The sequence below is a fragment of the Aequorivita sp. Q41 genome (assembly GCF_039831855.1).
Lineage (GTDB): Bacteria > Bacteroidota > Bacteroidia > Flavobacteriales > Flavobacteriaceae > Aequorivita.
In genome coordinates this window covers 1,017,561-1,029,918 of record NZ_JBDPMS010000001.1, presented here as the reverse complement: position 1 = coordinate 1,029,918, position 12,358 = coordinate 1,017,561, and the positions used below count along the sequence as shown (strand labels likewise).

Genomic DNA, 12,358 nt, shown 5'->3' with positions numbered 1-12,358 from the left:
TATGAGCCTAAAAAAAGCTACACTTATTATTGTTTTGGTCTTGTTGCTAGATCAGATTTCAAAATATTATATTAAAACACACTTTGTTTTAGGCGAAGATATTCCAGTTTTTGATTGGTTTAAAATACTTTTTGTTGAAAACGAAGGTATGGCTTGGGGTGCAAAAATTCCCGGCACCTACGGAAAACTTTTTTTAACGCTTTTTAGAATTGTAGCAATTGGCGGTATTGGGTATTGGCTTTGGGATTCGATTCGAAAAAATTCTCCACGTATTTTAATCCTTTGTGTTGCTTTAATTTTTGCGGGTGCCCTAGGTAATATTATAGATTCTGTATTTTATGGAATGATTTTTAATGATAGCCACCACCAAGTAGCCACCTTATTTCCAGATGCAGGGGGTTATGGAACTTTATTTCATGGGAAAGTTGTGGATATGCTCTACTTTCCGCTGTATGACGGAATATTACCCGATTGGATTCCTTTTTGGGGAGGAGAACATTTTACCTTTTTCGACCCTGTTTTTAATATTGCTGATTCTTCCATTAGTATTGGAGTTATTTTACTGCTTATTTTTAATAAAAAAGCATTTCCGAAGAAAGAAGAAGTTGCCACCGAATAACTAACCCGTAGGCGCAAGTAAATTAAAAGGATATAGCGGTATATTCCGGAATATCCAATACAAAATTGCCAAGCCGAAATACCCGAAAATAAAAACTTTGCTATAATAAAGCATACACCTATAGCTGGTGCCAAATATCCAATTGGCAACGGTAAGAACCAATCCATAAATTAGTATGGGTAAAGTGAGCACCATTAGTGGGTTAAACCGAAAAGCTCCTATAATATCTCCGTGTAGCAACAAATGTATTGCGCGTTGAGACCCGCAACCAGGGCAGTGAAACCCGGTTAGATAATGAAACGGGCAAGGAATAAATAAGGTAGAGGAAGGATTGTAGTGGTAGTAAACAAAAACAAAACCCCCAAGCAAAGCTGCTATGAGGGCTATTTTTAAAAATTTAATAGTTTCCTGCGAAAGCACCACCTAATCCAATAACTACAACCAATATTATATAAAGTACTATTCCAATTACCGAAATTCCAGCACCCCAAAGTGCCCATTTTTTAGCATCATCGGCTGCTTTTTGAGCGCCAACAGTATCGCCAAGAGCCCATAGCTCTTTTACTTTAGTCGCTTTAATTATAGATACGATTCCTAAAGGTAGACAGCATAAAACTGTACACAGAATTGCCCAGACCAAATTATTGTCTGGTGGGGTTCCCATTGGTTGATTGTTAGATGTTTCCATTTTTTATTTGATTGGTTAATACTGTTTTAGATTTCATAAAGATAAGGGGATATTTTAAAAAGACATTATTTTTTTTGGAGTGATACAGAAATTTAAAGGAATATCCGTTTGCTGAGTAACAATCTCTGGCTCTGGCTCAAAGAATGAAAGTCCTATGAATAAGCTATTTGGATTGCATTTTTCTAAAAAACGATCGTAAAATCCTTTTCCATAACCCACACGCTGTCCCCTTTGGCTATATGCTAAGAGTGGTACAAAAACGACATCTATCATTTCTGGAGCAATTTCAATTCCTGAAACGGGTTCAGGAATTCCATATTCTGAAGTTTTTAAAAAGGTATTTTCTTGTAATAAAAAATGAAGCATTTCTCCCGAATTAAAATCTGCTTTTGAAACCACAATGCTCTTATCTTTTCCTTGTAAAATATGCATCAGATAGTCTGTGTTTACCTCTTTTTTAGTTGAAATAGGGAGGAAAATATGGTAATAGGTTTTTTCCCAAATAGGAAGTTTTAAAGCTTGGTTTGCAATCTGAAGGCTCATTTCTTCAATAGCTTCTTTAGAAAGATTTTCGCGTAGCTTTTTATATTTTAAACGGAGTGTCTGCTTCTCTGCCATATCACATCAAAAATCTTTTTAGTCTTCTCTTTCTTCATCTTCAACATTCATGGTATTTATGGTTGAAATATGAAAAATAGCATCCCCTTGATTTACAATTGGAGATTGATTTACATTAATAATATAGCCTTCATTTGGAGCAGTAACCTTAAACCTCATTTTGCCGTAAGGGTCGGTAATTGTAGCGAGAAATTCTCCTTTTTCAACATGTTTGTTACACTCTATTTTTACATGAAGTAACCCACTTTTAAAAGCGCGTATCCATTTGCTTTTTTCAATAATAACCGTTTTAGTTTGCGATTCTGGAGCACTGTGTTTTATGCCCAACATATCTAAATGCCTTAACACCCGAAGGATTCCATCAACACCTTCTTTTACTATATTTTTATTACTTTCACGGCTTTTTCCACCTTCAAAAAGGAGAATGGGAATCCCCATTTTTTGACATGTTTTTCGGTAGGATTTTTCAATGGTATTAGAATAAACAGTAAATGGGGCATTAAATACTTTTGCGAGTTCAAGTAATTTTTCATCACCGGGTTTTATTCTAATCTGCGCGGCATTGAATCTGCTTGCGCCACCCGTATGAAAATCGAGGCAATAATCCGCGTGTGGCAATATTTTTTTGGTGAAATAATACGCAACCCTACTTGCTAAGGAGCCTGTTTTGGTCCCGGGAAAAACCCTGTTTAAATCCCTTCCGTCAGGGAATGACCGATCCCCGTTTAGAAAACCAAAAACATTCAGGATAGGGATGCAAATGATGGTTCCCCGTTTGGGTTTATTTAATTTACGGGCTATGAGTTGCCTAACTATTTCCACGCCGTTTATTTCATCTCCATGAATAGCAGCGGTAATTAGAATAGTTGGCCCTGGAATTGAAGCGCGTTCAATAATAATTGGAATTTCAACATTTGTAGATGTATATAGCTTCGCGATACTAAAAGCTATCGTTTTGCTTTCACCCAGCGCAATGCGCTCATTTAAAATTATAATATCACGTTCTTCTTTTTTAGCCATAGTTATATGTTGCGTTCAATGTATTTTATGATGGAGTTTGCGATGTCTTTTCCTGTGGCTTGTTCAATTCCTTCCAAACCCGGAGAGGAATTTACTTCCAGAATAAGCGGGCCACGTGCAGATTGTAGCATATCGACTCCAGCAATACCAAGGCCCATTGCTTTTGCAGCTTTTAGGGCTGCAGTTTCTTCTTCGTCGGTAAGCTTTATAACGGTAGCGGTGCCGCCACGGTGTAAATTACTTCTAAACTCCCCTTCCTTTCCCTGTCGTTTCATTGCGCCAATTACCTGTCCGTCAACAATAAAAGCACGAATATCTGCTCCGCCAGCTTCTTTAATAAACTCTTGAACAATTACACGCGCTTGTAAATTATTGAAGGCTTCAATTACGGATTCTGCAGCTTTTCGTGTTTCTGCCAAAATAACGCCAATACCTTGTGTGCCTTCCAAAAGTTTAATGATTACTGGTGCTCCACCCGCTTGGTCTACTATCTCCTTTACGTTTTTAGAATAATTGGTAAAAACAGTTTTTGGCAATCCCAATCCCGCTCGTGATAATACCTGTAAGCTACGCAGCTTGTCGCGAGAGCGGACCAAGGCTTGAGATTCTGTTGTGGTAAAAACACGCATCATTTCAAACTGGCGCACTACGGCGGTGCCATAAAAAGTAACGGAAGCTCCTATGCGTGGGATTACAGCATCGGTATGGTCTAATTTGTGACCTTTATAATAAATTACCGGATTTTTCTTTTCGATTACAATATCACATTTTGCATGGTTTATAACCTCCACATTGTGCTTTCTGCTCTTTGCAGCTTCTATAAGACGTTTTGTAGAATATAAATTTGCGTTTGCCGATAAAATCTTGATATTCATTTTTTAGTTTTTAATTTAAAGGAAAGATTTGTTTTGTTTATATCTACGATATATTTCTTGCTTAAGAAGCTTCTTCCCAAAAGTACTGGAAAACGCATTTCTTCGCGATCGCTCAATGTTAAATATATTTCTTGTGTTTCGCCGAAAAGTAAAATCTCGGTTTTTATTCTATAACGCGCTTCTGATTGTCCGTTGCTACTTTTCACAACTTTTACATCATATTCGTCAAAAATAATTTCTTTTTCGTGATAATTGGGATGTTCTTCGTCCAAAAAAATACATTTCAAATAGTTGTCCTCAACGGTCATGTTTTTGCAATGTATGGAAGATGTATACGCTCCAGTATCAATTTTCACTTCAATATCGAATAAATTAAGCAAAGGGAAATCTGCTTTGTCTATTCTGCCGATGTTTCTTTTCAATGTTTAGGAATTTGTAAATGCAAGGTATGAAATCGAAATTGAAATCGAAATTACAAATTAGATATTTCAAATTATTAATTGGTGTGTAATGAGTAGTGTGCTAAACCTCCCAACTGCAACTAAAAATAGCTACTTTTTACGATTCCTTTCAATATATCCAATTACACTTTTTGACACATTTCTTCCCGAAGTATTCTCAATACCTTCCAGTCCTGGAGTGCTGTTAATTTCTAAAACCAAGGGTCCGTTTTTTGATTGAAGCATATCAATACCACAAAAACCAAGACCCATTGCTTTTGCAGCTTTTAGCGCAATTTTTTCTTCGGTTGCAGTAAGTTCAATTAGTTCTGAAGTACCACCACGATGCAGATTACTTCTAAATTCCCCCGCTTTAGATTTTCTTTTCATGGCTGCAACAACAACACCATCAACCACAAGAGCACGAATGTCTGCGCCATTAGCTTCTTCAATATACTCTTGCAATATAAATTTTACACCCGCAGCATTTAAGGTTTCAATGGTAGCTAAAGCATTTTGAGGGTTTTCAGAAAGAATAACACCTTCACCGTGCGTGCCTTCCAAAAGTTTTATGATTATGGGCTTGCCTTTAAATGTTTTTAACTGTTCTTCAAATTCATAAAAAGAAGCATAAAGTGTCCTTGGAATGGGGATGGTATGCTTGGAAAGTACTTGAAAGCAAGTCCATTTATTGCGGCTGTTTGCAATCCCTTCCGAAGAAACTACTGAAAAAACTTTCATGGCTTCAAAATGACGAACAACTGTGGTTCCAAAATAGGTGTTGGAAGCACCAATACGCGGAATAATTGCGTCTAGATCATCAACCAATTCCCCTTGAAAATACAAAGCAGCTTTCCCGTTTTCAATGGCAAGGGAACAAAGAGAAGGGTCTAAAATTTCCATGCTATGGTTTCGTGCTTCCCCTGCATTTAAAAGACTTTTAGTGGAATATAATGTTTCTCCACGCGATAAAATGGCAATGTTCATAGTTGGCTATTGGTAGTGCAATTTAACCAAAAAGAACATTGCCTATAAAGCCATTCGTTAAAAATTTACGGTTACCTTTCCTCTAAGGAAAAATGGAGTTCCAGGTGTAAAATGTATTTCTTCAACAGCATCAACTTCATTAAACAGTCTACTTTCCGTAGCAAATTGGGTTTCATTCCACTCGGTATCTAGTATGTTTTCAATAATTATCCCAAAAACAAAATTTCTATACGTATAGTTTATATTGAAATCGGTTACAAAATAACCTTCAGCAATAATACTATTGTCTTCATTTGCCGCTCTATCATTTAGATAACGGTAATTTAATCCGCCAGAAAAATTACCAATATTTTCTACTGCAATTCCTCCTGTAGTGGTTAAATCTGGTGCAAGCGGGATGTAGTTCATTCCACTAGTTTCTTCTGTACTTCGCGCATAGGTATAATTTACATCTCCATAAAAATACAACCATGGCATAGCTTCATATCGAAGGCCAAAATCTACTCCTAGCCTTTTTGTTTTACCACTTGGCTCTACAATTCCAGCATCGCCAACATACACAAATTCTTGTTCTAAGAATAATGCCCAAAAAGCAGTGTTTACAATAAGGTTGTCGGTTAATTTATAAATTCCGCCCAAATCTGCACCATAAGCAGCAGGTAAAATTGTTTTGCCGTTATTAGCAACTACTACGCGGGTATCGTTTGAGTGAAAACCAATTCCAGTTTTAAGAAAGAGTTGAAAATCCCGGTTTGGACTATAAATAAAATTTAATTTTGGGCTTGCAAAAACCTTAGCTTCACTTTTATTATCATAAACCGTGGATAGTTTATTTTCATAATCAAACTTAAAATAATCAAGGCGAAGTGCTGGGTTAATTTTTAAATCGCCAAACTTAAATGAGGTATTTAAAAAAGCATAAGTGTTTATCTGATCTACATTTCCGTATGCCAATCGGTCTAAAAGCTCATACCTGTTTTTAGTGTGTGAAAGTGCTATTTCATTAACATCGTCATAACGCATTCCCAAGCCTGCAGTGTATTCAAAATTTAGTTTGCTATCGCTGTTTTTGTTTGTGTATGCAGTTTGAAAACCTAAGATGGTGCGGTCCTCTTGTTGGGCAATTTGGTCACCATTAATTGCATCATCTAAGAAAAAAGTAAAGTTTGAAAATAGCTCGAAATCATACTTTGTAACGTAAGTACGGGTTTCTAATTTTTCATTATCTGAAAGCATTTTCGAATGCTTAATAAGCAAATTCGTACGGCTTGTAGTCCCACCTTCAGTAGCGTCTATGGCGCCAAAACGGGTAATTGCTCCAGAGTCTATAGCGCGTTGAGGTACTTGCCCTGAAGCGTCCCATTTGCTTTGAAAATGCGATGCTGTAAAACTAAATTTTTGTTGGTCTGGAAGATTCAAATTGTATTTTGCCATTATATTGAATCGATTAAAATTTTGAGGCGATTCAAACGGGCCATTAAAAGTATTTAAGGATGCTGCAACATACGCATCGTTAGTAGGAGTATTTAGGATATTAAAAAGACCTACAGTTCTAAACGAATCAAAATCACCATATTCAATAGATACAGAGCTTTTTTTAAGCTTGTTTAGCGTTTTAAAATTCACAAAACCTGCAGTGGCAAAATCGCCATAAGCAGCATTGTAGGGGCCTTTCCCAAATGAAATTGCTTCAATAGTTTCAGGAATTAAAAAATGTAAATCACTATAGCCTTGCCCATGTGCATGTGACACCATATTTACGGGCATTCCATCAACAGAAAGATTGATGTCTGTTCCGTGGTCAATGTCAAAACCACGCAAAAACAATTGCTCTGCTTTTCCTCCACCCGCGTGTTGCCCAATATGAAGTCCAGGAACTTTTCGTAGTATTTCCTGAGAGGATTTAACAGGCGCGGTTTTTAAATCGACCGCTAAGATTTGACTCAACGTATTAACTTCAGGAGTGATGGTAACTTGTGCTAAAGAAACTGCAGCCACATATAAAGTTATGGATATTGGTTCTTTGAAACTGTCTGCTGAAACAGTGTATTCAGTAGTTGTAAAACCTAAAATTGAAAACCGTATTTGGTCGTTTTCCGCAGTGTTTTCAAGTGAAAAATTTCCTGCTGCATCGGTATGGGTATGGTTGCCAGAAGTACGGTCAAAAACAGCTACATTTTCTAGTGGGATGTTATTTGGGTCAACTACGTTTCCTTTTAGAGATTGCGATGTCGCAAAACTAAAGCATAGCAGTAAGACCCCTAATATTATTCTTTTCATAGGGTATTGGTTAAAAATGATTGATTCTAAAATGTGAGTTTATCTAAAAAATGAATTGCATGTATCTAGAAATACTATAGAAACGCCCGTTTTTTGAAGGCAGCTATGTTCTACAATACATAATGCTAAATTTTTTTTTAATAAACCCCGGCTTGTTTATGAAAAAAACACTTCTGGAGGCGGTGTGGGGATAATTTTTACACTTGTATGGTAGTGGAAGGTGTATGAAAAAAAATGTTTTATTGGAATTTTAAAGTGGAAGTCAATTTTTGGATAGGCTTGTGCAAAATGAGTGTCGAAGGTGTAATTAAAATGTGTGCTATCATGATCACTAGTCTTTTCATTGGAAGAAAATATTTTTGAAAAAAACGAAATTACCTTGTGTTCATGAGTGTGCTCATGACCCATATGGTGGTGCTTTTCATGATGTAAATTTTCGGAATGGATTAGTAAATGAGACAAAGAATGCATCGATTCAACGAGGTATTGCTGCAAGGGATTGAGCAGGTATATCGCTGATATAAAAAGCACGAAATACTTTTTAAAATAAAAATGGCTTTTGGGCATTTATATTTAGTTGGTTTCTATACCTACGTAAAGTTGGGTAGAAAGGTTTTTTAAAAATCTGTATTTAACCCTTTATTAACTATTTTGATGCGATAAAAATTCCGTATAAAACAAAACATCAAGTATCTTTGAGCCTATGGCTAATGCTTCGGTAACACTCCAAATTTCTACACTTCCCGATTCACCTGGCGTTTATCAATACTACGATAAAGACGGGAAGCTGCTGTATGTGGGAAAGGCGAAAAATTTAAAAAAAAGAGTTTCGTCTTACTTTAACAAAACGCAAGATAATGGTAAAACCCGAATTCTTGTAAAAAAAATTGATACCATAAAGCATATCGTCGTCAAAACAGAAACGGACGCGTTATTGCTGGAAAATAATTTGATAAAAAATTACCAACCACGTTATAATGTATTGCTTAAAGACGATAAAAGCTACCCGTGGATTTGTATAAAAAACGAACGGTTTCCAAGGGTTTTTCCTACACGGAGAATGATTAAAGATGGTTCCGAGTATTTTGGCCCTTACACAAGCATGAAAACCGTGCATACCTTACTCGATTTAATTAAAGGTTTGTATCAATTGCGTACTTGTAATTATGATCTTTCCGAAGAAAAAATTAGGGCAGATAAATATAAAGTATGCCTAGAATACCATTTAGGAAATTGCGCTGGCCCGTGCGAAGGCTTTTATTCTGAAAAAGAATACCACGAAAACATTGAAGCAATTCGGAATATTGTAAAGGGAAATTTTAAAGACTCGCTGTACAAATTTAAAAACCAAATGAAGGCGTTTGCTGCAGATTTAAAATTTGAAGAAGCACAGCGAGTAAAGGAAAAAATTACTGTTTTAGAGAATTATCAGTCTAAATCTACCGTGGTAAACCCAAAGATTAATAATGTAGATGTTTTTTCAATAATTTCAGACGAAAGTTATGCGTACGTCAATTTTTTACAACTTTCCCATGGCGCGATTATTCGTTCGCATACCTTAGAAATAAAGAAAAAACTCGATGAGACGAATGAAGAATTACTGCAACTAGCAATTGTGGAACTTCGACAGCGGTTTAATTCACTTTCAAAAGAAATTTATGTTCCTTTTGAAGTGGAAATGGGCGAGGAAGTAAAAGTACATATTCCGAAGCTAGGCGATAAAAAAGCAATTCTAGATCTTTCTGAAAGGAATGCAAAATATTTCCGGATGGAGAAATTTAAACAAGCTAAAATTGTAGATCCCGAACGCCATGAAAAACGGATAATGGCACAGATGAAAAAAGACCTTCGCCTTTCAGAAGAACCAAAGCATATAGAGTGTTTCGATAATAGTAATATTCAAGGAACCAACCCTGTGGCGGCTTGCGTAGTTTTTAAAAACGGAAAACCAAGCAAGAAAGAATACCGTAAGTTTAATATTAAAACCGTGGAAGGTCCGGATGATTATGCATCTATGGAAGAAGTGGTTTATCGCCGCTATAAAAGATTGCTGGAAGAGGAGCAACCATTGCCACAACTCATCATCATAGATGGAGGAAAGGGGCAACTTTCTTCGGCTTTAAAAAGTTTAGATAAATTAGAATTGCGTGGAAAAATTGCTATTGTAGGAATTGCAAAACGTCTTGAAGAATTATTCTATCCAAACGATCCAATTCCACTTTATTTAGACAAAAAGAGTGAAACTTTAAAAATAATTCAGCAATTGCGTAACGAAGCGCACCGCTTTGGAATTACTTTTCACAGAAGTAAACGAAGCAAACAAGCGTTAAATACAGAGTTGGAAACAATTCCAGGAATTGGCGAAAAAACAGTTGTTGAGCTTTTAAAACATTTTAAAAGTACAAAACGAATTGCCTCAGCAACTTTTGAAGAACTTTCAGAAGTTGTGGGTAACAATAGAGCGAAGAAATTGATTACATATTATAGTACTGAGTAATGAAAAATGAATGTTGCTTTTAAAAATCCAATAATCTGAAACCACATTAATGAAGAAAGTCCTTTTTATACTATTCATATTAATTTCAACTTTTTCCTTTTCGCAGGAAAAGGAACAACAGGACATAAAGGTTGGTCTGGTTTTGAGTGGTGGAGGTGCAAAAGGGTTGGCGCATATTGGTGCCCTTAAAGTTATTGAAGAGGCTGGGGTACGCATAGATTATATTGGCGGCACGAGTATGGGTGCTATCATTGGAGCTTTGTATGCTTCAGGATATTCAGCAAAACAATTAGATAGTATTTTTAATCAAACAGATTTTAGCACATTAATTCAAGATGAAATTCCGAGAAGTGCCAAAACTTTTTATGAAAAAGAAGAATCTGAAAAGTACGCGCTAGTTCTTCCATTTGATAAATTTAAAGTTGGTTTTCCTTCCGGACTTTCAAAAGGGCAAAATATTTATAATTTGCTTTCAAAATTAACTGGTCATGTGGATACAATTTCAGACTTCAGCAAGCTACCCATTCCTTTTTTCTGTATTGCCACAAATGTTGAAAATGGCAAAGAGGTTATTTTAGACAATGGGTTTCTTTCAAGGGCCGTTACCGCCAGTGGTGCTTTACCCTCTCTTTTTAGTCCCGTTATTATAGACAATCAGGTTTTAATTGATGGTGGAGTTGTAAATAACTACCCTATAAATGAAGTGCGTGCCAAAGGAATGGATATAATTATTGGTGTAGATGTGCAGGACAGCCTTAAAAGTCGAAAAAACCTAAAATCTGCGCTTGATGTTTTAGCGCAAATTAATAACTACCGCACCATTAGAGACATGGAAGATAAACGTAAAAAAACGGATATCTACATTCACCCAAATATTGAAGATTTTACAGTTGTTTCTTTTGATGAAGGTAAAAATATTGTGGAAGCCGGTGAACATGCAGCAAATTCATTTAGAGAAGAACTAACAAAGTTAGCATCGCAGCAAAAACATACTGAAAAAAAGAAATTAAAGTTTGAACCACATAACGATATATTTATAAGCGAAGTTAGAATTGAAGGCAATGAAAATTACTCCAGAAGTTATGTTTTAGGGAAATTGAAATTGCGAACTCCCGCCATAATCACCTATGAAGATTTTAATAAAGGCATTAATAATCTTTCCGCAACGGGTAATTTTCAAGACATCAACTACCATCTTATAAAAGGAGCGCAGAATGAAAACATACTGCAGCTTCAACTTCGAGAAAATAATTCGCGAATGTTGCTTCGGTTTGGAGCGCATTATGACGATTTGTACAATGCAGCTGCTTTAATTAATATAACCCGCAAACGCCTTTTTACCAATAATGACATCGCTTCATTAGATTTGATAGTGGGTGATAACCTACGGTATAACTTCAATTATTACATCGATAAAGGATTTTATTGGAGTGTGGGCTTTAATAGTAGTTATAATTATTTTGAAAATAATGTTGGCTTAGAGTATGTTTCTTTTGATAGAGATTCTTCAGAAGGAGCCGTACAATTGAATAAAATTCTTTTGAACTATAGCGACTTTACAAATCAAATTTATGTAGAAACACTTTTCCAAAGAATTTTTACTGTTGGAGTGGGCGCTGAACATAAGTACATTAGGTATTTATCCGAAACTATTGGTATTGACAATAAAAATTTACCGCGAACGGTGTTTGAAAGCACTAATTATTACAGCACATTTGGGTTTTTAAAATACGATACATACGACAATAGTTTTTTTCCTAATAAAGGAATCTACTTAGAAGGCGATTTTCATTTGTACCTTTTTGCACATGGCCGAAATAAAGACTTTAGCCAATTTTCAATTGCCAAAGCAAGAGTAGGATACGCAAAATCTTTTCTGAAAAAATTTTCAGCCCAAATTGTATCTGAAGGAGGTTTTAAAATAGGCGGAAAAGAAACACGGTCCTTAGACTTTTCGTTAGGGGGTTACGGTTTTAATGAAATAAACAATATTATTCCATTTTATGGCTATGAAACCTTGAGTTTGCGTGGCGATACTTATTTAAAAACTACTTTGAGTTTAGATTATGAAATTTTCCGTAAAAACCACATTAATATCGCCGCTAATATTGCCAATATAGGTGACGATTTATTTTCTCATGAACAATGGATAGATGCAGTGGATTATACGGGGATTGCACTTGGCTATGGGTTGGAAACTTTCTTTGGCCCAATAGAACTTAAATATTCCTTTTCTCCCGAAACACGGACAGATGAATGGTATGTAAATGTGGGATATAGATTTTAGTTTTTCTTATAACTGAAACCAGTATATTTTTCCGATATTTGTGTGGT

At 35.8% G+C, this 12,358-nt stretch carries 11 protein-coding genes; 3 read left to right on the top strand and 8 right to left on the bottom strand.

The features are described 5' to 3' along the window. The first annotated feature begins 1 nt into the window (after position 1). Positions 2-619 (top strand): lipoprotein signal peptidase, encoded by a 618-nt coding sequence (locus tag ABJ955_RS04825; RefSeq protein ID WP_347373470.1) that lies wholly within the window; start codon positions 2-4, stop codon positions 617-619. Positions 620-1,016: 397 nt separating this feature from the next. Here the strand turns inward: ABJ955_RS04825 and ABJ955_RS04820 are convergent, their stop codons facing one another. The 8 genes from ABJ955_RS04820 to ABJ955_RS04785 all read right to left on the bottom strand — a co-directional run bounded on the left by ABJ955_RS04820 (position 1,017) and on the right by ABJ955_RS04785 (position 8,058). Further along, positions 1,017-1,307, bottom strand: coding sequence for a CD225/dispanin family protein (locus ABJ955_RS04820; RefSeq protein WP_347373469.1), 291 nt, complete (start codon positions 1,305-1,307; stop codon positions 1,017-1,019). A gap of 54 nt (positions 1,308-1,361) precedes the next feature. Next, positions 1,362-1,925 carry a 5-formyltetrahydrofolate cyclo-ligase gene (locus ABJ955_RS04815; protein ID WP_347373468.1) on the bottom strand — a complete coding sequence of 188 codons (564 nt, stop codon included), beginning with the start codon at positions 1,923-1,925 and terminating at the stop codon, positions 1,362-1,364. 18 nt (positions 1,926-1,943) lie between these two features. Beyond that, positions 1,944-2,945, bottom strand: a complete 1,002-nt coding sequence (locus ABJ955_RS04810) for a succinylglutamate desuccinylase/aspartoacylase family protein (RefSeq protein ID WP_347373467.1) — start codon at positions 2,943-2,945, stop codon at positions 1,944-1,946. A 2-nt stretch (positions 2,946-2,947) separates the two neighbouring features. Further along, positions 2,948-3,820, bottom strand: a complete 873-nt coding sequence (rimK, locus tag ABJ955_RS04805) for a 30S ribosomal protein S6--L-glutamate ligase (protein WP_347373466.1) — start codon at positions 3,818-3,820, stop codon at positions 2,948-2,950. Beyond that, the gene (locus tag ABJ955_RS04800) at positions 3,817-4,242 is read right to left on the bottom strand and encodes a RimK/LysX family protein (protein WP_347373465.1); all 426 of its coding nucleotides are present in this window, start codon (positions 4,240-4,242) and stop codon (positions 3,817-3,819) included. Before ABJ955_RS04800 ends, rimK begins: the two co-directional genes overlap by 4 nt. Positions 4,243-4,371: 129 nt before the next feature. Beyond that, entirely contained in the window at positions 4,372-5,247 is an 876-nt protein-coding gene (locus ABJ955_RS04795) for a RimK family alpha-L-glutamate ligase (protein WP_347373464.1), read from the bottom strand. 57 nt (positions 5,248-5,304) lie between these two features. Continuing rightward, a complete protein-coding gene (locus tag ABJ955_RS04790) occupies positions 5,305-7,527 on the bottom strand; it encodes a TonB-dependent receptor plug domain-containing protein (RefSeq protein ID WP_347373463.1) in 2,223 nt (740 codons plus the stop codon). 156 nt (positions 7,528-7,683) lie between these two features. Beyond that, positions 7,684-8,058, bottom strand: a complete 375-nt coding sequence (locus tag ABJ955_RS04785; protein WP_347373462.1) for a hypothetical protein — start codon at positions 8,056-8,058, stop codon at positions 7,684-7,686. 172 nt (positions 8,059-8,230) lie between these two features. Between ABJ955_RS04785 and uvrC the strand changes: the two genes are divergently transcribed. Both uvrC and ABJ955_RS04775 read left to right on the top strand, forming a co-directional pair. Beyond that, positions 8,231-10,024 (top strand): excinuclease ABC subunit UvrC, encoded by a 1,794-nt coding sequence (gene uvrC, locus ABJ955_RS04780; protein WP_347373461.1) that lies wholly within the window; start codon positions 8,231-8,233, stop codon positions 10,022-10,024. A 49-nt stretch (positions 10,025-10,073) separates the two neighbouring features. Beyond that, a complete protein-coding gene (locus ABJ955_RS04775; RefSeq protein WP_347373460.1) occupies positions 10,074-12,311 on the top strand; it encodes a patatin-like phospholipase family protein in 2,238 nt (745 codons plus the stop codon). The last annotated feature ends 47 nt before the right edge of the window (positions 12,312-12,358 follow it).